Source organism: Trinickia violacea (genome assembly GCF_005280735.1).
In the GTDB taxonomy this organism is placed as follows: Bacteria; Pseudomonadota; Gammaproteobacteria; order Burkholderiales; family Burkholderiaceae; genus Trinickia_A; species Trinickia_A violacea.
In genome coordinates this window covers 2,585,898-2,610,323 of sequence record NZ_CP040077.1, presented here as the reverse complement: position 1 = coordinate 2,610,323, position 24,426 = coordinate 2,585,898, and the positions used below count along the sequence as shown (strand labels likewise).

The window sequence follows — 24,426 nt, the reverse complement described above, 5'->3', positions numbered from 1 at the left end:
AGCGTGAACACACGCTCAGGGCGCAACGGGAATGCGACGTTCCCATTGCGTTGCCAGACGCCCTCGGTCGGCACGACGAGATCGTTCGCGACGTTCTCGAAGACCTCGTCGGCGCCGCGGCACGGGCTCGCGAGTTCAATTCACCTTCGCCCATTCCGCCCGGATCAGCGCTCGGAACGCCAGGTATTCCCAATCCGAGTTCGGCGTGAACTGCTTGATCTGGTCGCCGTCGATGTAATCGAAGTACTCCCAGTGCACCGCGTCGTTATCGGGGTAGCGGTAGCACTGGATCGTCGCCGTCATGTTGCCCGGCGGGTTGCGGTTGACGAGCTTGTGCACCTGGTAATACTCGGGTGTCAGGTAGGTCACTTCGCCCTGGTGAAACACCGCCTCGGTGAAATAGTCGGTGACGTCCGGATTCAGCTCGGGATAGAGCTCGACCCAGATGTCGCCGTGCAGCACCTTGATCACCGCGCACGCCTCGCCGTGGTCGTGGATCGGCGAATAGTGGTTGCCGGGCCAGATCTCCAGCACGTAAGGGGAGCCGGGCGAGTCGCCCTGGTTCGGGCCGATCGTGATGCGCAGATAGGTTTCGTCCGGCTCGTATTTGCCGAACTCGCTGGCCTTTTCCTTCAGCTTCTCGTAACAGAGGCAGCCCGGCGTGACGATGCTGTAGTTGATCGCGGCCGAGAAATCGGGGAAGTCCGGCGTATCGAGCTCGATCGCGGGACCGCCGACATTGCCGTACAGCACCTGGCACGCGTCGGGCAGGCTTTCGATCACGGTCGCCTGGTTGCGCGCGATCATGTCGAGCGTGATGCGGTCGCTCGAAACCAGCACGGGCGGCGGTGCGAGCACGACGGGCAGCGGCCACAGCAGGTGCGCGAGCGCGACCGGACGCGGCGTGCCTGCCCGCGCCGCGATGCCGATGTAGCGCAGGCTCTTGAACGCTCCGGCCGCCTCGCTTGCCGCTGCTTTGCGCGCTTCGCGACGCGCCTTTGCAGTCGCTCCGGCGGACAGCGCGGCGGGATTGGGCGGCGTGACCGGCAGCGGCGCTTCGAACACGACGAGTTGCGGCAGCATCTCGCCCTTGCCGAAGCGCACGCGCGCGTTCAAGTAATCGAGGCTCATCCAGTACGAGATCGCGATTCCCGGGTCGACCAGCGCTTTCTTCGCAGTGGTTTCGGCGATCACGCCGGCGGCGTCCGTGCCGTTGTCGCGGCGCAGGACTGTCTTGTCCAGGCCGACCTCGAGCACGAGCAGCGTGCCGTCCAAGTTTTTTTCCGAGCCCAGCACGATGCGGAAAGGCCCTTCGGTCTTGAACGTGAACGAGACCGTGCCTTGTCCCTTGACAGGGAATTCGTAGTTCGTGAACGCGACGGGCCAGCCGGAGCCGGGACGGGTGTCGGCAGGCGTATGCGCGGACGCCTCGGCGGGGAACAACTGCTGCAGTGGGGCGCGTGTTTGCGGGACCAGCGTCATAGGTGTCTCCTCCTTGGGGCACGATTGATGGTGGTCACTCCACTATATAAATACAGGCCGCGAAATGCGGCCTGTCAGAGTTGGCAGGCATCGGTTATCTGACGCAGCACATCAAGATGGACCGCACCGGCGCGCTGCTCGGCGTGATGATCGCGGCGCTCGTGATGTGCTTCTTCATTCCGCTGTTCGGCAGTCTCTCCGACCGCCCCGGCCGCGTGCCGGGGCGCGCTCATTCGCGGAAGGTCTTGGCGGTCTCGTCGGCCGCGTGCCGCAGATCGGGCACGAACGCCAGCAGATCATCGAGCGTCACGCGCCCGACCGGCGCCTGTACGGCGATCGCCGCGCAGGCGCGGTTGCGGTCGAGCATCACCGGCACCGCAATCGCGATCAGCCCTTGCAGATGCTCCTGGTTGTTGATCGCGAGCCGGCGCCGGCGGGTTGCGGCGAGCTCTTTGCGCAGCGCTTCGCGGTCGGTGATGGTGCGCTCCGAATAAGCACGCAGCGGCAGTGTCTCGATGACGCGCTCGCGCCGGTCCTTCGGCAAGAAGCTGATCAATAGCTTGCCGCTTGCCGAGCAGTGCAGCGGCACATGCGATCCCGGCTGAAGATGCATGCGCAGCGGCCACTCCGTTTCGACGCGGTCCACGTAGACGACGTCGTTGCCGGACAGCATGGTCAGGTTGCAGGTCTCGCCGATCTTCGCCACGAGCTGCTCGAGCAGTTCGTGGCGCGCCGCCGCCGGCCCGGCGTGCATGAGCACGTTGACGGCCAGCATGCGCACGCGCGGCGAACATTCGTAGAGCTTGTCACCGGCGCCGCGCGTGACGAGCCACGCGTCGGCCAGCTGCATGAGGATGCGGTGCACGGTCTGCTTGGGCAAGTCGAGCGTATGCACGAGATCCATCATGGATAGCGGGTGGCCTGCCTCGGCGAGCGTTTCGAGCACGCGAAACGCTCGCACGGCCGCCGCGTTCGATTGATTCGATGTCGACACGGTCTCTCCTGAAGATGGCGGTCGTGCCGCGCACGTCCTCATTGTGTATCTCATCGTGCAGTTTTCGGGACTATGGAAAGTCCCGAAATTCGCAGTTTCTGCTGCCCTGACGCACGCAGTCCGGGAATGACCGGGAAACGGGACTCGCAACGCGCCCTTGCGGGAATAGATTGACAGCACCACCGATTCTCTTCGATTGGGAGTGCCGCATATGAATGTCAGGGCAGCAGCAGCCGAGTCTGCCGTCGCGTCGGCGGATGACGAGATGGAGCAGCGCGTCGCCGCGCTTGTCGCGCGTGCGCGGGACGCACAACGAATCTTCGAGTTCGCCGGGCAGGCGACGCTCGACACGGCTGCCGCCGCGGCCGCATGGGCGATCATGGAACCGGCGCGCAATCGCCAGCTCGCCGAGCTGGCGGTACGCGATACCGGACTTGGCAACGCCGACGACAAGGTCCGCAAGAATTACCGCAAGACCCTTGGGCTGTTGCGCGATCTGCACGGCCAAGCGACCTGCGGGGTGGTTGCGCGCGACCCGGCGGCGGGCATCGTCGAGATTGCACGCGCAGTGGGCGTCGTCGCTGCGGTGACGCCGTCCACGAACCCGGCCGCCACGCCCGCGAACAAGATCATCAACGCGCTCAAGTGCGGCAATGCCGTGATCGTCGCGCCCTCGCCGAAGGGCTATTCGTCTTGCGCGCTGCTGATCGACTTCATCCACGCGCAGTTCGAGAAGGCCGGGCTCGACCCCGCGCTCGTGCAGATGCTGCCCGCGCCGATCGGCAAGGCCGCGACCGCCGCGCTGATGCGGCAGGCCGACCTCGTCGTGGCGACGGGCTCGCAGGCGAACGTGCGCATGGCCTATGCGAGCGGCACGCCGGCCTTCGGCGTCGGCGCGGGCAACGTCGCGTCGATCGTCGAGCGCTCGGCCGATCTGCGCGATGCGGCGCACAAGATCGCGCTGTCGAAGACCTTCGACAATGCGACGAGCTGCTCGTCGGAAAACAGCGTCGTGATCGAAGACGCGGTCTACGACGCCATGCTTGCCGAGCTGGCCCAGTGCGGCGGCGTGCTGCTCGATGCGGCGCAAAAGGCGCAGTTGCAGGCGGCGATGTGGCGCGATGGCAAGCTCTCCGAGCGCTGCATTGCAAAATCGGCGACGCAGATCGCGCAGAGGGCGGGTCTCGCCGACGTGGCTGCGCGCGAGCCGACGTTCCTGATGGTCGAGGAAAGCGGCTTCGGCGCCGGCCATCCGTTCTCGGGCGAGAAGCTGGCGCCGGTGCTCGCGGTCTATCGTGCGCGCGACTTCGCCGCCGCCGGACAGATTGTTCGCGACATCTACGCGTACATGGGCGCGGGCCATTCGGTCGGACTGCACACGGCGAACCCCGACTTCTTCGCCATCGCGCTGGGCGAACGGCTGCCGGTCGCCCGCGTGATCGTCAACCAGGCGCACTGCCTCGCGACGGGCGGCAACTTCGACAACGGCTTGCCGTTCTCGCTGTCGATGGGCTGCGGCACGTGGGGCCGCAACAACTTCTCGGGCAACCTCGGCTTTCGCCATTACCTGAACGTGACGCGCGTGGCGTATCCGATCGAAGAGCGTGTGCCGGAGCTCGACGCGTTGCTTGGCGATTACTTCAGGAGAGTCGGCCGATGAGCAAGCCCATGACTCTGCGCGCGCTGATCGACGCACGCGCTGCGCACGATGCCAACAAGCCGTTCCTGCTGGCCGTGCCCGAGGGCGAGGAGAGCAGCGGGCAGAAGGACGAAATGCGCGACGAAAAGCGCGACGAGAAAGCGGCCGCCGCGGCGCTGACCTTCGCGATGCTGCGCGCGCGCTGCCGCGAGCTCGAAACGCGCTTTCATGATGCTGGCCTGCGGCCCGGCGACGTCGTCTCGGTATTCATGGGCAACGGCAACCAGACGGCCACGCTGCTGCTCGGCGCCATGTACAGCGGGCTCGTCGCGCATCCGCTGAATCTGCTGTGCCAGGCTTCGCAACTGCGCTACATCGTCGAGCATTCGGACACGCGCATGATCTTCGCGTGCGACGAGACCGTCGACGCGCTGGCCGCCGTACTCGCCGAACTGCGCGAAGCGGGCTCGACGCGCGAGATCGCCCTCGTGCGCACGGCGCCTGATGCGCTGGAACTGCCGATGCTGCCGGTGTTGCCGACGCTCGAGACCGCGTTCGCCGAAGCGAGTGCGCCGGCGGCCGTAGCCCTGCGGCGAGAAGGCGCCTCGGCGGCGAGCACCGGCGCGAGCCGCGAAGCCGCCCGGAGCGCACCGTGCCACGCGGACGACATCGCCTTGCTGATGTACACGTCCGGCACGACAGGCGCGCCCAAGGGCGTGCAGCTGAGCCACCGCAACCTGCTCGCCAATGCGCGCAACATCAGCGCCGAGCATCGGCTCGGCGCCGAAGACCGCGTGCTCGCGTCGCTGCCGCTCTATCACATCAACGGGCTGGTCGTGACGCTCGTCACGCCGCTCTATCACGCGGGCTCGGTCGCGATGGCGCCGCGCTTCTCGACGCGCACCTTCTGGCGCGACGCCGCGCGCTACGGCTGCACCTGGATCAACGTGGTGCCGACGATCGTCGCGTATCTGCTCAACGGCGATGGGCCGCTCGGCTTCGACCTCTCGGCGCTCAAGTTCTGCCGCAGCGCGTCGGCGGCGCTGCCGGGAGACCATCACCGCGCCTTCGAAGCGCGCTTCGGGATCGGCATCATCGAGACGATGGGCATGACCGAAACCGCCGCGCCCGCCTTCAGCAATCCGTACGAACCGGCTCGGCGGCGCGTCGGCAGCATCGGCCTGCCGTCGGGCGGCGAGGCGAAGGTGATCGACCTCGAAGGCCGCGAGTGCGCGCCGAACCAGAGCGGCGAAATCGTGCTGCGCGGCGAGCAGGTGATGCGCGGCTACTACAAGCGCCCGGAGGAGACCGCGAAGGCGTTCACGGCCGACGGCTGGTTGCGCACCGGCGACCTCGGCTATCGCGACGACGAGGGCTACTTCTACATCAACGGCCGCGCGAAGGAGCTGATCATCAAGGGCGGTGAGAACATCGCGCCGCGCGAGGTCGACGAGGCGCTGCTGCGCCACCCGGGCGTGCTCGACGCGGCCGCGGTCGGCGTGCCCGATCCCGCCTACGGGCAGGAGATCGTGGCCTTCGTCGTGCCGCGCGAGTCGCACTGGCCCGGCGGCGCGCCCGATGCCGACGCGCTGCGCGCGCACTGCCTGCGCGAACTGGGCCGCTACAAGACGCCGAAGGAAATCCGCTTCGTGAGCGAATTGCCGCGCGGTCCCTCGGGCAAGGTGCAGCGCCTGAAGCTCGTGGCCCCGCCGCCCGATTGACGCGCGTTGACCGCTCGCATCGTGCGGCCGGCGACCGGTTTGGCAGATCAGGCAGGCCCGGCAGTCATCACAAAAGAGACATTCGGAGACAACAGCATGGGACAGCATCTACGGCGCGTGAAGACGCGCCACATCATCTTGGCGGTCATGTGTCTGATGTATTTCATCTCTTACATCGACCGCGTGAACATCGCCGTCGCGGGACCGCTGATCCGTCACGAGATGGGCCTGACGACGATGGAGCTCGGCCTCGTGTTTTCGGCGTTCGCCTATCCGTATGCGGCGATGCAGATCATCGGCGGCTGGCTGTCGGATAAATTTGGCCCGAAGCTCGTGCTGACGACGCTCTCGCTGATCTGGGGCGCGGCGACGCTCGCCACGGGCTTCGCCGGCAGCGTCATCGTGCTCGTGATGCTGCGCTTCGTGCTCGGCATCGGCGAGGGCGGTGCGTTCCCCACGGCCACGCGCGCCTTTACCTACTGGATGCCGGTCGGCGAGCGCGGCTTCGCGCAGGGGATCACGCACAGCTTCGCGCGCCTCGGCGGCGCGGTGACGCCGCCCGTCGTGCTCGCGGTGGTGGTCGCGAGCGGCTGGCGCAGCGCGTTCATCCTGCTCGGCATCGCGAGCCTCGCGTGGACCGTGCTCTACCTCTTCGTGTTCACCAATTCGCCTGAGCAGAATCGCCGCATCACGCCCGAGGAAACCGCCGAAATCGGCTATCGCGCGGGCGACTGCGAGCGCGCGAAGCGCTCGGCGACGCCGTGGCGCAAGCTGATCCATCGCATGTGGCTCGTGACCTTCGTCGACTTCTGCTATGGCTGGCTGCTGTGGGTCTACCTGACCTGGCTGCCGTCCTACCTCAAGGAGTCGCGCGGCTTCGACCTCAAGCATCTCGCGCTCTTCACTGCGCTGCCGCTGCTCGCGGGCGTGGTCGGCGACACGCTCGGCGGCGTGGTGTCGGACCGGATCTTCAAGCTCACCGGGCGGCTGCGCTTCGCGCGCTGCGCGGTGCTGGTGGTCGGCATGGGAGGCTCGCTCGCGTTCCTGCTGCCGACGATCTCGGTGGCGGATCCGTTGACGGCCGTGTGGCTGCTGACCGGGTCGTTCTTCTTCCTCGAAATCACGAACCCCGTCTTGTGGACGCTGCCGCTCGATATCGCCGGCAAGTACGCGGGCACGGCGGGCGGCATGATGAACACGGGCTTCGGCCTCGCCGGGATGGTCTCGCCGGTCGCGTTCGGCTATCTGATCGAGCATACCGGCGGCTATGGCGCGCCGTTCGCCGTCTCGGCGGGGCTGCTTGCGCTTGGCATCGTCGCGGCGCTGTTCATCGACACGAGCCGCACCGTCGAGGCCGACGAGGAACGCGAGCGGCAAGAGGGCGCACGGACGGGCGGCGCGTTGGCGTTTCTCGACGCGGTGCCGCCGGTGCGGATCGAGCGGCACATCTTCCGCCGGCCGCTGCGCTGGCGGCGTTGAGCGGACGGCATTGACGGGCGGGGCGAGCGCGGTATGGGGCGCCTCGCGACTTCAAGTGCGGGCTTCGGCGTGTTCGAACCGCGAGACGGGCGACAGTGTCCGGTCTTCGAGGATCATGTCGGCGGCCTTCTCGGCGATCATGATGACGGGCGCGTTAGTGTTGCCCGAGACGAGCTCCGGCATGATCGACGCGTCGACCACGCGCAGCCGCGCGACGCCGTGCACGCGCAGGCGCTCGTCGACGACCGCGAGCGGATCCCGGCTCAGATCGTGGCCCATCTTGCAGGTGCCCGCCGGATGATAGATCGACTGGCTGAACTGGCGGGCCGCGTCGAGCAGCTCGGCATCGCTCTGGTACTGCGCGCCGGGCACGAACTCGGAGACGATGTGCGGCGCGAGCGAGGGCGCGGCCGCGATGCGCCGCGCGACCTTGATCCCGCCGATCACGACCGGATGGTCGCGCTCGTCCGACAGGTAGTTGGCGCGGATCGCCGGATACTGCAGCGGATCGGCCGAGCGGAGCTCGACGCTGCCGCGGCTGAACGGCCGCAGCTGGCACACCGAAGCGGTGAACGCGGAGAACGGATGCGCCCCTTGGCCGGGCTTGTCGGCGGACAGCGGCTGCATGTGGAACTGGATGTCGGGACGATCGGCGCCGGGGCTCGAGCGCGTGAAGATGGCGACTTGGCTCGCGGCCAGCGTGAGCGGCCCGGTGCGCCAGAGCGCGTATTGCACGCCGATCCACGCTTTGCGAAGCGGATGGTTCACTTCGTCGTTGAGCGTGCGCTCGCGCGTGCGGAACACGAGCCGCACTTGCAGATGGTCCTGGAGATTCCGGCCGACGCCGGGCAGATCGAGACGTACCGGCACGCCGACGCTTTGCAGCAGCTTCGCAGGACCGATGCCGGAGAGCTGGAGGAGCTGCGGCGAGCCGATCGCCCCGGATGCGAGGATGACTTCGACGCGCGCGCGCGCCGTCTTGCGCTCGCCGCCCTGCAGGTACTCGACGCCGACGGCCGCGTTGCCTTCGAAGAGCACGCGGCAGGCCTGCGCGCGGGTCTCGACGCGGAGGTTGGCGCGATCGCGCGCGGGCTTGAGAAAGCCCTTTGCGGTGCTCCAGCGAAAGCCCTTGTAGGCCGTCTGCTGGAAATAGCCGACGCCTTCCTGGGCGGCGCCGTTGTAGTCGGGGTTGAGCGGGATGCCGATGTCCTGAGCGGCCGCGATGAAATGATCGGCGATCGGGCGGCGCAGCCGGAGGTCGGACACTTTCAGCGGCCCGCCTACGCCGTGATACGCGTCGGCGCCGCGCTCCTGGTCTTCGGATTTCTTGAAGTGGGGCAGCACGTCGGCATAGCGCCAGCCGCGGTTGCCGAGCTCGGCCCACCGATCGTAGTCCTCGCGCTGCCCGCGCACGTAGAGCAGGCCGTTGAGCGAGCTCGAGCCGCCCAGCACCTTGCCGCGCGGCCAGTCGATCCGGCGGCCGGCGACGTTGTCGTCGGGCTCGGTGCGATAGCACCAGTCGAGCTCGGGATCGTGCATGGTCTTGAAATAGCCGACCGGCACGTGGATCCAGGGGTTCGTGTCTTTGCCGCCGGCCTCCAGCAGCAGGACCGAGTTGCGCGGATCGGCGCTCAGGCGGTTGGCCAGCACGCATCCGGCCGAGCCCGCTCCGACGATCAGATAGTCGACTTCGTGTTCCATGGAAAGCGTTCCTCACAATCCACGCGAAACCTAGTGTTTCGTGCTTTTCGCTTCAATGTCGCGGATGGCGCGGGCGTTCGCAAGTTCAGCCGCGTTCGCGCGCCGAAAGTGGAACGGAAAGTACCGAATCGGCACCAAAAGCCGCCAGCTGTACCAGCCGAAACCCGGCCACTGGCCCTACCTGAGCCCATCGGGCCTGCTTAGAATTTTCCCTGCGGATCGCGTTGGCGAGGTGGTCTCGCGGGATCGGGTCGAGCCTGTCGATGGTGTCGAAGTGCGCAATGTGAATGGCGAGGAGAACGCTGTGACGACGGATTTCATGAAGGCGGCGCCGGACCGCATGGTGTCGGTGCGCGAGCACTTCGGCATCGACTCGGGCCTGATGGTGCCGGCGTTCAGCGAGCGCGACGACCACGTGCCGGACATCGATTCCGCCTACCGTTTCAACCCGGAGGTGACGCTCGCGATTCTCGCGGGCTTCACGCGCAACCGGCGCGTGATGGTTCAGGGCCTGCACGGCACCGGCAAGTCGACGCACATCGAACAGGTCGCGGCGCGCCTGAACTGGCCGTGCGTGCGAGTCAATCTCGACGGGCACATCAGCCGGCTCGATCTGGTCGGCAAGGACGCGATCGTCGTGCGCGACGACGTCCAGGTGACCGAGTTCCAGGAAGGCATCGTGCCGTGGGCGCTGCAGCGTCCGGTCGCCTTGATCTTCGACGAATACGACGCGGGCCGTCCCGACGTGATGTTCGTGATTCAGCGCATTCTGGAGCGCGACGGCAGTTTCACGCTGCTGGACCAGAACCGCGTGATTCGTCCGCATGCGTATTTCCGGCTGTTCGCGACAACCAACACGATCGGCCTCGGCAATCTCAACGGCCTCTATCACGGCACCCAGATGCTCAACCACGCGCAGATGGACCGCTGGAACGTCGTGGCGACGCTCAACTATCTGCCGCGCGAGGAGGAAGAGGGCATCGTGCTCGCGCGCGTGCCCGAGATGGCCGGCATGGCCGACGGTGGCGGCCGCGCGTTCGTCGAGTCGATGGTCGGCATGGCCGCGCTGACGCGCAAGGGCTTCGCGACCGGCGACCTGTCCACGCTGATGTCGCCGCGCACCGTGATCGACTGGGCCGAGAACTGCCAGATTTTCCGCGACCCGGCGCTTGCGTTCCGGCTGACGTTTCTGAACAAGTGCGACGAGGCCGAGCGGCCGATCGTCGCCGAGTACTACCAGCGCTGCTTCGGTGTCGAGCTTGGGGTGGGCGGCGCGCCGGAGCCGGGCCGATGATGCCCTCGCGCGAGGCCGTGCGCGACGCACTGCGCCGCGAGGCGCTGTGCGCGGCGGCCGTGCGCGCGCTCACCGGCGACCCCGCATTGCACTACCGGGGCGGCCGCCTGTGCCGGCAGTTGCGGCCGTTGCCGCTCCACGCACCGCATCTGCGCAGCAACGCCTACGAGGACGACTTCGCGTCGCTGCGTGGCGCCGCCGACGGCGCCGCGTTGCGGCTCATGCATTCCGACGCGGCGCTGCACCGGCGGCTGTGTCCCGACGATCCCGTCGAGCGCCTGCTGTTCGAGCTGTTCGAGCAGGTGCGCTGCGAGGCGCACGTGCCGCCCGGCATGCGCGGTCTCGCGCACAACCTGCGCGAGCGCTTCGACGCGTGGTCGCGCGCCTATTGCCGCGCGGGGCTCGCCGAAGATCAGCTCGGCATTCTCATCTATACGGTTGCGCAGATCGTGTGGTCGCGCGTGACCGGCTGGCCCGTGCTCGAAGACACCGAGGACCTGATCGAAACCACCCGTGCCGGCATCGTGCCGGCGATCGGCGTGCAGCTCGCGGGCCTGCGCCGGCATCGGCGGGACCAGTGCGCCTACGCGCACGACGCGCGGGAACTGGCGCGTCGCGTCGCGGCGATGCTCGCTGAGGAGCGTGCGGCCTTCGCCGCCGATGACACCGGCGACGCCCGCCAACCCGACGACGCCTTGACGTCGTTCTCGCTGTGGGTCGATTTCGACGAGTCCGACGAAGCGCTGCACGCGCTCGCGCCAACCGGCGAGAGTCGCGTGCTCGGGGCGGCCGAGGACGGCTATCGCGCGTACACGACGCAGTTCGACACCGAGATCCGGCCGGCCGCGCGCATCCGCGAGCCGCAGTTGCGCGAATATCGCGAGCAACTCGACGAGCGCATCGCCGCGCGCGGTATCCATGTCGCGCGGCTCGCGCGCGTGTTGCAGGCGGCGCTCGCGGTGCCGCAGCGCGACGGCTGGTCATTCGGCGAAGAGGACGGGCGCATCGACGGGCGGCGCCTCGCGCAAGTCGTCAGCTCTCCGGCCGAGCGGCGCGTGTTCACGCGCGAGCGGCTGCGCCCGCGCGGCGATTGCGTGGTGAGTTTCCTGATCGACTGCTCGGGGTCGATGAAGGCGCACATCGAGCCCGTCGCGATGCTGGTCGACGTCGTTGCGCGCGCAGCCGAGCAGGCCGGGCTCGCGACCGAAGTGCTCGGCTTCACGACCGGCGCCTGGAACGGCGGCCGCGCGCGGCTCGACTGGCTCGCGTGCGGGCGGCCGCCTCATCCTGGGCGACTGAACGAGACCTGCCACATGGTGTTCAAATGCGCCGACGACAGCTGGCGGCGCGCACGCACCGGCATTGCCGCGCTCTTCAAGGCCGATCTGTTTCGCGAGGGCGTGGACGGCGAGGCCGTCGAGTGGGCGTGCACGCGGCTCGCCGCGCGGACGGAAGCGCGGCGCATCCTCGTCGTGATCTCGGACGGCAGCCCGATGGATGCGGCGACCGCGCAGGCCAACGACGCGTTCTATCTCGACAACCATCTGAAGGAGGTGGTTGCGCGGCACGAGACGTTGCGCGACGTGGACGTGATCGGACTGGGCGTCGGGCTCGATCTGAGCCCGTATTACCGGCATTGCGTGGCGCTCGATCTCGCGGAGCCGCTCGACATGGCGCGGCTCGTGGGCCTCGCGCGATGGATCGGGGTGCGCCGCTAGCGGGGAGTGCGTTGCGCCGCAGCCTGCGCCTGCACCGTCGTCACGGCGATCACGTAATAGATGTCTTCGGCGCAGCAGCCGCGCGACAGATCGTTCGCCGGCTTCGCGAGCCCCTGCAGCAGCGGGCCGATCGCCTTCGCACGGCCGATGCGCTCCGCGAGCTTGTAGCCGATGTTGCCGGCGCCGAGGTCGGGGAACACGAGCACGTTGGCGTGGCCGTGCACGTGCGAGTGCTCGATCTTGCGATCCGCGATCTCGGCGACGATCGCGGCGTCGAGCTGCACGTCGCCGTCGATCGCGAGATCGGGCCGCAGCGCCTCGACGCGATGGGTGGCTTCGACGACTTTGTCGACGGCCGCGTGTCGCGCGCTGCCGCTCGTCGAGAACGACAGCATCGCGACCCTTGGCTCTTCCATCAGCAGCGCGCGCGCACTGTCGGCTGCAGCCATCGCGATCTCCGACAATTGCGCGGCATCGGGATCGACGACGAGTGCGCAGTCGGAAAAGATCAGCCCGCCTTTCATCGTATGGAACGGCTCGCACAGCATCATCAGGAAGAAGCTCGACACGAGCTTGACCGACGGATCGATGCCGATGATCTGGATCGCGGCGCGCACGACGTCGGCCGACGTATGCACGCAGCCCGCGACGGAGCCGTCCGCGTCGCCGAGGCGCACCATCAGGTTCGCGTAGGTCAGCGGCTGGCGCACCGCGTCGCGCGCGGCGTCGGGCGTCATGCCTTTTTTCGCGCGCAGGGCGTGGAGCGCGTCGGCGTATGCCTCGCGCTTGGTGGACGTTGCCGGGTCGATCAGCTCCACGCCGGCGAGGTCGACGCCGACGCGCTCCGCGGTGGCGCGTATCGACGAGGCATCGCCGACGAGCACGATGCGAGCGATACCTTCCTGCGTCGCGCGTTGCGCCGCTTGCAGCATGCGCGCGTCGTCGCCTTCGCAGAGTGCGATGCGCATCGGCGATGAGCGCGCGGTTTCGATGATGCGGTTCAGGGCTTTCATGGTTGGCGAGGTGGGGGACGTCTAAAGCGAAAACGGCCGGGGTTAGCGCTGAAGCGCCAACCCGGACTCGTTCACCACGGGACCGGAGTCAGTGCCAATGCACTGACCCCGGTCACAGCCTCACACGTAGTCCTTGTACTTATCGAGCAAGCGAACCGGCTTCGAGAGCGCGTCGCGGCGGAACGGATCGCCGAGCTCGCGCGTGCACATGATCTCGATGATCGTCGTCTTGCCCTGATTCATCTGCAGATCGATCGCCTTCTTCAGCGCCGGGCCGACATCCTCGAGCCGGTCGACGACGATGCCTTCCGCGCCCATCGCCTTCGCGATCGCCGCGAAGCTCTGGTTGTCGAGCTCGCCCGCGACGAAGCGGCGGTTGTAGAAGTCGACCTGGTTCTTCTTCTCCGCGCCCCACTGGCGGTTATGGAACACGACGGCCGTCACCGGGATGTTGTGGCGCACACAGGTCATCGTCTCCATCAGGCTCATGCCCCATGCGCCGTCGCCCGCGTACGAGACCGCCGGGCGGTGCGGAGCCGCGACCTTCGCGCCGATGATCGTCGGGAACGCGTAGCCGCAGTTGCCCCAGCTCATGGCTGCGAAGAAGCTGCGCGGCTTGTTGAAGCGCAAGTAGCTGTTCGCGACCGAGTTGATGTTGCCGATGTCGGTCGACACCATCACGTCCTCCGGCATCGCCTTCTCGAGCTCTCGCAGCACCTGGCGCGGATGCAGATAGCTGCCGCCGCTGAACGGGCGCTCGTGCGACTGCTCCTCGATCATGTCGAGGCTGTACGGATCGCGCTCGTGGGTCCACTCGTCGAGTTCCTTCTCCCACGCCGCTTTCTCGGAGGCGATTTGGCCCGCGCGTTCGTCGCGCGTCGCGTCGCTCACGAGCGTGCGGTTCGCGAGGCGCTGCGTGAGCGCGACCGCGGCGGCCTTCGCGTCGCCGCAGATGCCGACCGAGATCTTCTTCACGAGACCGAGCATCTTGTGATCGGCATCGATCTGGATGATCTTTGCCTCCTTCGGCCAGTAGTCGAGCCCATGCTGCGGCAACGTGCCGAACGGCCCGAGCCGCGAGCCGAGCGCGATCACGACGTCGGCGCGCGACAGCAGCTTCATGGCGGCCTTCGACCCCTGATAGCCGAGCGGGCCGCACCACAGCGGGTGGCTCGCCGGGAACGAGTCGTTGTGCAGGTAGCTGTTGACGACCGGTGCGCCGAGGCGTTCGGCAAGTGCCTTGCATGCCTCGATCGCGTCGGCCATCACGACGCCGCCGCCCGAAATGATCACAGGGAATTTCGCCTGTGCGATCAGTTCGGCCGCTTCGTTCAGGCTCTCGTCGCCACCGGGGCCGCGGTCGAGCCTGCGCGGCTGCGGAATCTCGACCTTGACCTTGCCGTAGAAGTAGTCGCGCGGGATGTTGAGCTGGGTCGGGCCCATCTCGGCCTGCGCGCGGTCGAAGCAGCGCGCGGTGAATTCGGCCATGCGCGCGGGGTGCGTGACATGGCCCTGGTATTTGGTGAATTCCTGGAACATCGGCAGCTGGTTCGCTTCCTGGAAACCGCCGAGGCCGATGCCCATCGTGCCGGCCTCGGGCGTGACGATCACGACCGGGCTGTGCGCCCAGTACGCGGCGGCGATCGCGGTGACGGCGTTGCTGATGCCGGGGCCGTTCTGGCCGATCACGACGCCGTGGCGGCCCGATACACGCGCATAGCCGTCGGCCATATGGCCCGCGCCCTGCTCGTGGACGACCGGAATCAGGCGGATGCCGGCGGGCGCGAAGATGTCCATCGCATCCATGAACGCGGAGCCCATGATGCCGAACATCTCGGTCACGCCATTGGCCGCGAGTGTCTCGACGAAGGCTTCGGACGGCGTCATGTCTTGCGCACCGGTCACGGTCGCGCGCTTGGGAGTGGATTGGTCGTTCATACGGTGTCTCCGTTCGTCATCTAATGGAATGTCTCGTTTCCGATGCTATTCACTGCCGAAATCAGGTCAACCGATTCCGCGTGCCGCTCAGGAATCTGGAATGAAATGAAATGATTTGTTCCAAATGCGTGCGTGCTCAGGCTGGCTGCTTCGGCCGCTCTTTGCGGAACGCGCGCTTGACGGCAATCAGCCCGTCGCGGAACTCGAACAGGTCGCAGCCTTCGGCTTCGATTCGCCAGCCTTCCGCGTGCGTGCCGGTAAACACCCACTCGGACACGCCGCGTTCACCTGCGACGTAGTGGCGGCCGTGGCCCCAGTGCGCATCGGGAAAGGTCTTGAACACGGCTTCGAATGCGGCGCGCACCGCTTCCTGTCCGACGAAGCGCGTGCCGAAAATGTCGGGGCCGGCGGCCGCGTCGAACACGCAGTCCTCGGTCATGAAGCGCATCAGCGCGTTCGCGTCGTGCCGGTTGAAGGCATCGGAAAACGCGGCGAGCGTATCGGCTGTGACGGCGGAAGAGGCGAGGGGCGTGTCTGTCATACGTGTCTCCATAGGGGATGGCGGTGGCCGCATCGCACCAGTGCGCAATGCGGCATCTCGTACTGACACGTTAGTGAGGGTGTGCCTCGGCGAGTAGCACCAGTTCGGAAGTTTCGCTTGGGCCAGCGGGCCAGCGCGTGGCCCGCGCGGCGGCCCGCACCAGAGCTTGCTTGACGGCCGGCCAGACGGCCCGCGCAACCCAGGGAAATCCCTCATCTGGCTGGCCCCATCAGAACCTTTTGGCTGGTACTACCCGCTCCTTTATGGATTGACGATGCTGGTCTCAACGGGCGGGCTGGCAAGTGCGCGCCACGTCCCGGGCCGAAGTCCTTCGCTGCCTGCGCTGTCTATACTTGAAGCCGGAAGCCATGGTGATGAGGTCTACTTATTGCAGACCAGTTAGAGGAGGCGGTGATGAGATTGACACTAGGACACGGAAAGATGAAGCACTCCGTTGCGTCACCCAGCGAGCAGGCGATCAAGCTGCGCCGCGTTCGCTTCGGATCGAGCTCGTACTGGCTGACCGCCGCCGTGCTGGTGGCATCGGTCTTGATTTGGCAGGCGGTGTCGATGGCGGGCGTGTTCCCTTCGTTTGCGCTGCCTTCGCCGGTGGCGGTCTGGCAGTCTCTCATCGATATTCTGCGCAACGGCTACGGCGGACAGACGCTAGGCAGCGACATCCTCATCAGCTGCGTGCGCATCATCATCGGCTTCGTCGGCGCGGTCGTGATCGGGGTGCCAATCGGGCTCGCGATGTCGCGCAACAAGTTCGTGTTCGACATCATCGACCCCTTCCTGCAGTTCGTCCGTCCGGTTCCGCCACTCGCCTACATCCCGCTTCTGGTGGTGTGGTTCGGCATCGGCGAATTGCCCAAGGCCATTCTGATTCTGGTCGGCACGATCCCCGTCATCATCATCGGCACCATGTCAGGGGTGAAGAGCACGCCGGCCCTGCGCATCTCGGTGGCCCGCACGCTCGGCGCGAGCAATGCGCAAATTTTTCGCAAAGTCGTGCTGCCTTCGGCGCTACCTGAAATCTTTACCGCGATGCGCGTGGGGATCGGCGTCGCGTGGACGTGTCTGGTCGCGGCGGAACTGATTGCCGCGAGCAGCGGGCTGGGCTGGCTCGTGCAATTCGCGGGACAAGCCCTGCAGGTCAGCATCGTGATCGTGGGGATCGTGATCATCGGGTTGATCGGGTATGGCATGGAGCTGGTGATACGCAAGCTCGAAAACCTGATCGTGCCTTGGCGCAGCCATAACTGATCGAAAGATCCGAGGAGACTGGAAATGAAGCGAATGCAATGGGTTCAGGCCGCGAGCGCCGTGCTGCTCGCCGCCGGCTGTGTCGCCTCGGGCGTGGTCCACGCCCAGGACAAGCCCGAAGTCATCATCGGCTACGAGGACAACGGCGCCGATCCTTACATGGTGTCGATGGCGGAGCATATGTTCGAGAAGCACATGAAGGCCGACGTCCAGTACAAGCTGTTCAGCTCGGGCCCGGCGGCGATGAGCGCGCTGGCGTCGAACAGCCTCACGTTCATGTGCGGGCTCGGCGTTCCGCCGCTCGTCACGGCCATCTCGCAGGGCCTGCCGATGACCATCGTCTACAACCAGGAGCGCTATACGAACGCGGCCGGTATCGTGGTCAAGCCCGAGAGCGGCATCAAAGGCGTCGCCGAACTGAAAGGCAAGAAGATTGCGATCGTTGCCGGCTCGCAGGCGTCCTTCGAACTGGCCACCTTTCTCGCCGAAGCACACGTGCCGTATGACTCGGTGACGCAAATCAACATGGCGCCGCCGCAGATGCGCACCTCCTGGGTGACCGGCGCGATCGACGCGGCCATCGTCTGGGACCCGGTATTCAGCGCGCTGCGCACGGCCGGCGGCAAGGCGATCAAGACCGACGGCGATCTGCCGCGCGAGGCATCGAGCTACAACGTGTGCATCGCGAACGCTGATTGGGCGAAGGCGCATCCGGATCTCGTGCAAGGTTTCGTCGCCGCGCTCGACGACGGCTATCAGGTGACGCAGAAGGAGCAGGACAAGGCGCTCGGCGAGATGGCCAAGGAAACGGGCGTCACCTTGGACGTTGCGAAGAGCGAACTGGCCGGCTACGAGCTGTTCTCCGGCGCCGACCAGACGACGCCGAAAGTCATGGGCCTCGATGCCGGCGTGAAGACCTCGGCCACGTACCTGACCTTGGTCAATACCGGCAAGGTGCTCAAACAGATCGGCCGCATCCAGTCGGTGCCGGCGAGCTTCGAGGCCAACGTCGCGCCGCAGTATTCGAAGCATTTGGCCCATTAGGGCTGGCCCATTGACGGGCGGCCCATTGGAGCAGGCCCATTGAGGGCTGACCCATTAACGGGCTCGCCCATTGAGTGACTCATCCGCCTAGCAGGAGACGAACTTGAACATCGTCATCGATTCCTTGTACAAGACCTTCGGCGCCACCGCCGCACTGGAAAACATCAATCTGACGTTCCAAGGCGGCGAGTTCGTCACCGTGCTCGGGGCTTCCGGCTGCGGCAAGACTACCTTGCTGCACCTGCTGGCGGGGCTGACGTCACCCTCGCGGGGCAACATCTACGTCGACGGCGAGGTCAAGAGCGAGCCGGGGGCCGACCGCGTCGTCGTGTTCCAGCAGTCGGGGCTGTTTCCGTGGCTCAGCGTGGAAGACAACATCGAGTTCGGGCTTTCGCTGCACAACGTGCCCAAGGCAAAGCGCCGGCAGGCTTCGGCCGACATCCTGCGCATCATCGGCTTGGAGTCCTTCGCCAAGCACAAGCCTTACGAGTTGTCGGGAGGCATGCAGCAGCGCGTGGCCATCGCCCGCGCGCTGGTCATGAAGCCCAAAGTGCTGCTGATGGACGAGCCCTTTGGCGCGTTGGATGCGCAGACACGCGCCTCCATGCAGACCTTCTTGACCTCGCTGTGGGATCAACTGCATTGCACCATCGTGTTCATCACGCACGACATCGACGAAGCGATCTTTCTCGGCACGCGGCTGGTCGTGCTGTCGGCGCGGCCTGGGCGGGTCGCGATCGACGTGCCGATCGAGCTCGAGCGGCCGCGCACGCCGCAGGTCGCATTCGAGCCGCATTTCCTGGAGTTGAAAAAGGAGGCGATGGGCATTCTTGCGCATTGAGCGCGTTGCCTCGCGCGGCGGTTAGCCGTCGTGCAGGTGCAGGAGCGGGGCGAGCCGGCTGGCGGCTTCCCGCATCTGCGGCACGGCTTCGAGCAGGTCGTTGAGCGTCGCTCGCGCGGTCGGCGCATGCACGGCTAGCGCCGCGAGCACGCGCCCGTCGGCGGCATCCTTCACCGGCACCGCGACGGCCACCATTCCTCGCACGAATTCTTCGTTGTCGATACCGACGCCGCGCGTGGCGAGGCGCTCGAGTTCGGCGGCGAGCGACTGCTTATCAGTCAGCGTCCGGTAAGTCATCTTCTTGAGCGTGAGCTGCGCAAGCATCGCGTTGCGCTCGAGCACCGTCATCTGCGACAGGAACAGCTTGCCGCTTGCCGTGCAATGCAGCGGCACGCGCATGCCGGGCCGCATCTCGAGCCGCAGCGGCTCGGTTGTTTCCACACGCTCCACGTACAGCACCCTGTCGCCGTCGAGTGCCGTGAGATTGCACGTCTCGCCGAGCACCTCGACGAGCGCGCGCAGCACCGAGCGGCATGCGCGCGTGAACGTGTTGTTCGCGAGGGTCGCGAGCGCGAACTGTGCTGCGCTCGGACCGAGTGCGATGCTGCGGTCATGGCCTCGCGAGTCCGGCATGTGCATCACGTAGCCGCGCGTCTCCAGCGATTCGATCAGCCGCAGCAGCGTGGCTTTGGGAATGTGCAGGCGCGCGGCGAGCTGCGACAGCGTGTACGGCTGCCCCGCCGACGCGAGCGCCTCGAGCACGGCAAGCGCGCGCAGCACGCGCGCGTCGTCGGCGGGCGTGGCATCGGGTGCGGCTTCAAGCTGCTTCGGAGCGGTGGCGCGCATGAGTCTCCTTAGTCGATTCTTAGTCGCTTAGTTGATTTCGCCGTGCGTTTCAGCATAGCTAAAAATGAAACAAATTGGACTGTTTTTGTAGGGCATGGCGCGGCATGAATACCCTAGCGCCAACACTAAGCGGGACGATTTTGCTGGTCCAAGCGAATCCGGGTCACTGGTCCTACCTGCAGAAAATTTGCCTTCCTACACTTTCTTCAACAGGTCGCTGCAACGAAGCGATCGACCTGAAGAAAATGAAATGGAGACAGGCATGGGATCCACCAGTTCAATGGAGCGAGTCGCGGGCGGCTTCATCTCGGGCGCGCCGGCCGATACGCGTTACGACCCGACCTACGACCCGCTCGTATCGCCGGGACCGGGGCACGGCAAGGACTATGCGCCGACCTACTGGGTCGCGACCGCGGGCAGTCCGCCCCCCGACGACGGTCCGATCACGAAGGACATCGACGTCGACGTCGCGATCATCGGCGGCGGCTACACGGGCCTCGCGACCGCGCTGTGCCTCGCTCGCGAGCATGGCATCAAGGCCGTCGTGCTGGAGGCGAACCGCACGAGCTGGGGCTGCAGCAGCCGCAACGGCGGGCAGGGGCAGAACGCGTCGGGACGCCTGTCGCGCTCGCAATGGATCGAGCGCTGGGGCAAGGACGTCGCGCTCAAGATGCACGAGGAGATCCTCGAAGGCTTTCAGCACTTCAAGGCGTTCGTGTCCGAGATCGATTGCGATCCGCAGCCGGGTGGCCACTTCCTGATCGCGCATCGTCCGCGGATCATGGAAAAGCTCGCGGCCGAAGCGAAGGTCTGGAGGGACGTGTTCGGCTATCCGTCCGAACTGCTGAGCGCCGAGACGTTCCGCCGCGAATTCGTCAACGATCACGAGTCGGCCGGAGCGCTGCACGAGCCGGAAGGCATCGGCATCCACGCATTGAAGCTCGCGTTCGGCTATCTGCGCCTTGCGCGCGAAGCCGGTGCGCGCGTGCATACGAGCAGCCCCGTGATCGGCTGGGAAACGGTCAACGGCGTGCATCACTTGCGCACGCCGGGCGGGATCGTTCGTGCGCGCGCGGTCGGCATCGCAACGGGCGCCTACACCGCGCAACGCTTGCATCCCTCGCTGCGCAGCAAGGTGATGCCGATCCTGTCGAATTCGATGGTCACGCGGCCGCTGACCGATCAGGAGATCGAAGCGTGCAATTTCCGCACGACGCAAGTACTGACCGACACGCGCACGCTGCGCTTCTACTATCGCTTCCTGCCGGACAAGCGTCTGCAGATCGGCAGCCGCAGCGCGATCACGGGCGCCGACGCGCCGAACCCGCGCCACCTCGATCTGCTCAAGGAAGGGATGGCGCGCAAGTTTCCGGCGCTCGCGGGCATCCAGATCGACTTCTCGTGGTGGGGCTGGGTCGATGTGAGCCACGACATGATGCCGCGCGTCTGCCAGCCCGATCCCAAGCAAGCCGTGTTCTACGCACTCGGCTACGGCGGCAACGGCGTGTCGTATTCGCAGCAGGCGGGCCGCCGGATGGCCGAGCGGATCGCAGGCAAGGGCGCGCAGCAGACGCTGCCGATCTTCACGTCGCCGCTGCCCGGCCATCTGTTTGCGCCGTTCCGCCGCCTTGGCCAGCGGATGCTCTACGTCGGCTACTTCCGGCGCGACGAAAAGCCCTGATCCTCACGCGCCGGCGGGCCCAGCCGCCCGGCCGGCGCTCCCTCATGACAAAAGCGATCAATCTTGCGGCAAGGCGCGAGAGGCGCCTTTGCACGCTCAGTTCAGACGGCGCGAGTGCGGGCGCTCGAGCGCACGGGAAACGCACGAGCGCCGTCCAAGACATCTGGATAGGGAGAAGACATGCAACCCTCGATGGACAGAAGTGACCTGAAGTGCGGACTCAAGCAGCGGCACATGACGATGATCGCGCTCGGCGGCGTGATCGGAGCGGGGCTGTTCGTGGGCAGCGGCGTGGTGATACAGCAGACCGGCCCCGCCGCGATTCTGTCGTTCCTGATTACGGGCGGACTCGTCGTGCTCGTGATGCGGATGCTCGGCGAAATGGCGTGCGCGATGCCCGCCGTCGGCTCGTTCTACGAATATGCGCGGCTCGCGTTCGGCAACTGGCGCGGGCCGGGCCGGCTCGCCGGCTTCCTGACGGGTTGGATGTACTGGTATTTCTGGGTGATCGTCGTCGCACTCGAAGCGGTGGCGGGCGCGAAGCTCGTGCAGTTCTGGCTGCCCGACGTGCCCGCGTGGATCATCAGCTTGACGCTGTTGGTCGTGCTCACCGCGACGAACCTGATTTCGGTCGGCAGCTACGGCGAGTTCGAGTTCTGGTTCTCGTCGATCAAGGTGGGCGCGATCGTCGTGTTCCTGTTTCTCGGCGGCCTCTATGTGCTCGGCCTCTGGCCTGCGTCGTTGCACACGACGGCGGTGCTGCCGACGCTGCTCGGCCACGGCGGCTTCATGCCGCATGGCATCGGCCCCGTGATGAGCGGGGCGGTTGCGGCGACCGGCTTCTACTTCGGCGCGGAAATCGTGACGATCGCGGCGGCCGAGGCGCGCGAGCCCGCGAAGGCCGTTGCGAAGGCAACCAATTCGGTGATCACGCGCGTGCTCGTTTTCTATGTGGGCTCGGTCGCGCTCGTCGTTGCGCTCGTGCCGTGGAATTCGCATCAAATGTCGACGCCATATGTCAGCGCGCTGCAGGTGATGGGCCTGCCGGCCGCCGCGAACGTGATGAATGCGATCGTGCTGACCGCCGTGCTGTCGGCGCTGAATTCGGGCCTCTATGCGGCGTCGCGGATGCTGTTCGCGCTGACGCGCCACGGCGACGCGCCGGCCTCGCTCGCGAAAGTCAACAAGCGCGGCGTGCCGGTGCGGGCGATCCTGCTCGGCACGCTGTTCGGCTACGTGTCGGTCGTGATGTCGTACGTGTCGCCCGATACGGTGTTCGCGTTCCTCGTCGATTCGTACGGCACCGTCGCGATTTTCGTCTACGTGCTGATCGCGATTTCGCAACTGCGCCTGCGCAGCCGGCTCGGTGCCACGGCGGTGAACGAACTGCGCGTGAAGATGTGGGGCTTTCCGTATCTGACGTGGCTGTCGATCGCCGGCATGATCGGCATTCTCGTCGCGATGGCGTTCATTCCCGCGCAGCGCAAGCCGCTGTGGCTCGGTGTCGCGAGTCTCGGCGTGCTGCTTGTCGCGTATGGGCTGTTCATTCGACGTCGCCGCGCATCGTCGTCGGTCGACGAGCATGAGCTCGTGACGTTTTCGCAGCATTGAACGATCGCTCCGGCTCTGTTCGTGGCCGGCGCGAGTAGGCATCAGCCGCCCGGCTGCTGCGCTCGCACGCATTGCGCGAGCGCACGCACGCCGGGCTCGATCTTCTCGAGTGGTATGGCCGAGAAGCCCATGCGGAAATAGCGGCGCGCGTCGTCGTCGTTCGTGAAGAACACGCTGCCCGGCTCGATCAAAACGCCGACCGCCTGCGCGTCGACCGCGAGGCGCGCGGCGTCGAGCCACAGCGGGCCCTCGACCCAGCACGACGCGCCGCCCGTCACGCGCACGTAGCGCGCTTCCGGCAAGTGCGCATCGAGCGCCGCCATCAGCGCCTGCGAGCGCTCGCTGTACGCATGCGCGAGCCTGCGCAGCAGCGCGTCGTGGTGCCCGAGCGCGAGAAACGTCGCGAATGCCCGCTGGATGTACGCAACGGGATGCCGCACCATCAGGCGCCGCAGCGCGCGCAGCTCGCGAACCAGCTCGCGCGGACCGACCACGTAGCCGAGCCGCAGGCCCGGCGCGAAGGTCTTCGACAGACTGCCGACGTAGATCACGCGGTCGGCGGTGTCGAGGCTCTTCAACGCGGGGTGCGGCGTGCCGGAGAACGTGTTCTCGCTCTCGTAGTCGTCCTCGACGATGACGAAGTCGTGCTGCCGGGCGCAATCGAGCAGCGCACGGCGACGCTCGACCGGCATCGTCGCGGTGGTGGGGCACTGGTGGCTCGGCGTCACGTACACGTAGTCGCAGCGCGCGAGCGACTCGCCGAGCGCATCGGGCGCGATCCCGTTGCTGTCGACCGGCAGCGGCAGCAGCCGCGCGTTGCGGTTCTCGAAGATATTGCGCGCGTCGGGATAGCCGGGATTCTCGAAGCCGACCGTCGTGTCCTCGTCGCACAGCAGGTCGGCGATCAGATACAGCGCCTGCTGGCAGCCGTTCGTGATGACGATCTCCTCCGCCGCCGCGAACACGCCGCGCCGCGGCAGCACGCGCGTGCGGATCTGCTGGATCAGCGATTCGTCGTCGCGCTCGATCAGGTCGGGCGCCCAGTTGCGGATCTCCATGATCGACAGCGCCTTCATGCAGCACTCGCGCCAATCGTTGGCAGGAAACAGCGACTGGTCGAACTGGCCGTAGATGAAGGGAAATTCGTAGTGCTGCCAATTCGCCGGCTTCACGATGTTGCGCTGCGCCGAAGGCGGATGCGCGATCCGCTGCCGCCAGATGGGGCGGCTCGGTGCATCGCCGCTGTCGGCCGCGGGCGACGCCGCGAAACCGGGCCGGCCTTCGAGCATCTGCGGGTTCACGAAGTGCCCGCTGCGCTCACGCGAGATCAGGTAGCCCTCGTCGACGAGCATCTGGTACGCGAGCACGACGGTGTTGCGCGCGACGCCAAGCTGGTCGGCCAGCTCGCGGCTCGACGGCAGCGCGGCGTCGGGAGGCAGTTGGCCGTCGAGGATCGCGGCCACGAGCATCTGCCGGATCTGGTCCTGCAGACTCGTCTTCGATGCTGACGACCGCCTGAATTGCTGGGCCCACAAGGCGGTCGGGGTACGGTTCGGCATGCTGGCTCCTATGTCGACCAGAGTTGGCGCTTTAGCGCTTACTCGGGTCCCATGCCGG

At 66.6% G+C, this 24,426-nt stretch carries 18 protein-coding genes; 10 read left to right on the top strand and 8 right to left on the bottom strand.

Going from position 1 to position 24,426, the window contains the following annotated elements; translation table 11 throughout:
- Window positions 1-135: 135 nt before the first annotated feature.
- Window positions 136-1,482: a cupin domain-containing protein gene (locus FAZ95_RS11795; RefSeq protein ID WP_137332619.1), complete on the bottom strand. Its 1,347-nt coding sequence runs from the start codon at window positions 1,480-1,482 to the stop codon at window positions 136-138.
- A gap of 229 nt (window positions 1,483-1,711) precedes the next feature.
- The gene (locus tag FAZ95_RS11785) at window positions 1,712-2,476 is read right to left on the bottom strand and encodes an IclR family transcriptional regulator (protein WP_254699679.1); all 765 of its coding nucleotides are present in this window, start codon (window positions 2,474-2,476) and stop codon (window positions 1,712-1,714) included.
- A 211-nt stretch (window positions 2,477-2,687) separates the two neighbouring features.
- Here FAZ95_RS11785 and sauS point away from each other — a divergent pair, with 211 nt between their 5' ends.
- The 3 genes from sauS to FAZ95_RS11770 all read left to right on the top strand — a co-directional run bounded on the left by sauS (window position 2,688) and on the right by FAZ95_RS11770 (window position 7,315).
- Window positions 2,688-4,136, top strand: a complete 1,449-nt coding sequence (gene sauS, locus FAZ95_RS11780; protein WP_137332618.1) for an acylating sulfoacetaldehyde dehydrogenase — start codon at window positions 2,688-2,690, stop codon at window positions 4,134-4,136.
- On the top strand, window positions 4,133-5,836 hold the full coding sequence (locus tag FAZ95_RS11775; RefSeq protein ID WP_137332617.1) for an AMP-binding protein: 1,704 nt from the start codon (window positions 4,133-4,135) through the stop codon (window positions 5,834-5,836). Before sauS ends, FAZ95_RS11775 begins: the two co-directional genes overlap by 4 nt.
- Window positions 5,837-5,932: 96 nt before the next feature.
- Entirely contained in the window at window positions 5,933-7,315 is a 1,383-nt protein-coding gene (locus FAZ95_RS11770) for an MFS transporter (RefSeq protein WP_137332616.1), read from the top strand.
- Window positions 7,316-7,366: 51 nt separating this feature from the next.
- Here the strand turns inward: FAZ95_RS11770 and FAZ95_RS11765 are convergent, their stop codons facing one another.
- Window positions 7,367-9,016, bottom strand: coding sequence for a GMC family oxidoreductase (locus tag FAZ95_RS11765; RefSeq protein ID WP_137332615.1), 1,650 nt, complete (start codon window positions 9,014-9,016; stop codon window positions 7,367-7,369).
- A 319-nt stretch (window positions 9,017-9,335) separates the two neighbouring features.
- Here FAZ95_RS11765 and FAZ95_RS11760 point away from each other — a divergent pair, with 319 nt between their 5' ends.
- On the top strand, window positions 9,336-10,310 hold the full coding sequence (locus FAZ95_RS11760; protein ID WP_137334520.1) for an AAA family ATPase: 975 nt from the start codon (window positions 9,336-9,338) through the stop codon (window positions 10,308-10,310).
- Complete coding sequence (locus FAZ95_RS11755; RefSeq protein WP_137332614.1) at window positions 10,307-12,028, top strand: cobaltochelatase CobT-related protein; 1,722 nt, start codon at window positions 10,307-10,309, stop codon at window positions 12,026-12,028. Before FAZ95_RS11760 ends, FAZ95_RS11755 begins: the two co-directional genes overlap by 4 nt.
- Here the strand turns inward: FAZ95_RS11755 and pta are convergent.
- The 3 genes from pta to FAZ95_RS11740 all read right to left on the bottom strand — a co-directional run bounded on the left by pta (window position 12,025) and on the right by FAZ95_RS11740 (window position 15,520).
- Complete coding sequence (pta, locus tag FAZ95_RS11750; protein ID WP_137332613.1) at window positions 12,025-13,041, bottom strand: phosphate acetyltransferase; 1,017 nt, start codon at window positions 13,039-13,041, stop codon at window positions 12,025-12,027. The genes FAZ95_RS11755 and pta overlap by 4 nt on opposite strands.
- A gap of 120 nt (window positions 13,042-13,161) precedes the next feature.
- The gene (gene xsc, locus FAZ95_RS11745) at window positions 13,162-14,979 is read right to left on the bottom strand and encodes a sulfoacetaldehyde acetyltransferase (RefSeq protein ID WP_137332612.1); all 1,818 of its coding nucleotides are present in this window, start codon (window positions 14,977-14,979) and stop codon (window positions 13,162-13,164) included.
- A gap of 136 nt (window positions 14,980-15,115) precedes the next feature.
- Window positions 15,116-15,520, bottom strand: a complete 405-nt coding sequence (locus FAZ95_RS11740; RefSeq protein WP_137332611.1) for a nuclear transport factor 2 family protein — start codon at window positions 15,518-15,520, stop codon at window positions 15,116-15,118.
- A 441-nt stretch (window positions 15,521-15,961) separates the two neighbouring features.
- Between FAZ95_RS11740 and FAZ95_RS11735 the strand changes: the two genes are divergently transcribed.
- The 3 genes from FAZ95_RS11735 (at window position 15,962) to FAZ95_RS11725 (ending at window position 18,671) form a co-directional block, all read left to right on the top strand.
- Window positions 15,962-16,786, top strand: a complete 825-nt coding sequence (locus tag FAZ95_RS11735; RefSeq protein ID WP_254699678.1) for an ABC transporter permease — start codon at window positions 15,962-15,964, stop codon at window positions 16,784-16,786.
- 24 nt (window positions 16,787-16,810) lie between these two features.
- Entirely contained in the window at window positions 16,811-17,830 is a 1,020-nt protein-coding gene (locus FAZ95_RS11730) for a taurine ABC transporter substrate-binding protein (protein WP_137332609.1), read from the top strand.
- 103 nt (window positions 17,831-17,933) lie between these two features.
- Window positions 17,934-18,671, top strand: a complete 738-nt coding sequence (locus FAZ95_RS11725) for an ABC transporter ATP-binding protein (protein ID WP_137332608.1) — start codon at window positions 17,934-17,936, stop codon at window positions 18,669-18,671.
- Window positions 18,672-18,692: 21 nt separating this feature from the next.
- On the opposite strand, the gene FAZ95_RS11720 is transcribed toward FAZ95_RS11725, so the two are convergent.
- Window positions 18,693-19,517, bottom strand: a complete 825-nt coding sequence (locus FAZ95_RS11720; RefSeq protein WP_137332607.1) for an IclR family transcriptional regulator — start codon at window positions 19,515-19,517, stop codon at window positions 18,693-18,695.
- Window positions 19,518-19,779: 262 nt separating this feature from the next.
- Here FAZ95_RS11720 and FAZ95_RS11715 point away from each other — a divergent pair, with 262 nt between their 5' ends.
- On the top strand, window positions 19,780-21,198 hold the full coding sequence (locus FAZ95_RS11715) for an NAD(P)/FAD-dependent oxidoreductase (RefSeq protein WP_137332606.1): 1,419 nt from the start codon (window positions 19,780-19,782) through the stop codon (window positions 21,196-21,198).
- Window positions 21,199-21,378: 180 nt separating this feature from the next.
- Entirely contained in the window at window positions 21,379-22,809 is a 1,431-nt protein-coding gene (locus FAZ95_RS11710) for an amino acid permease (RefSeq protein ID WP_137332605.1), read from the top strand.
- Between the two features lie 41 nt (window positions 22,810-22,850).
- On the opposite strand, the gene pdxR is transcribed toward FAZ95_RS11710, so the two are convergent.
- Entirely contained in the window at window positions 22,851-24,368 is a 1,518-nt protein-coding gene (gene pdxR, locus FAZ95_RS11705) for a MocR-like pyridoxine biosynthesis transcription factor PdxR (protein WP_137332604.1), read from the bottom strand.
- Window positions 24,369-24,426: the final 58 nt, after the last annotated feature.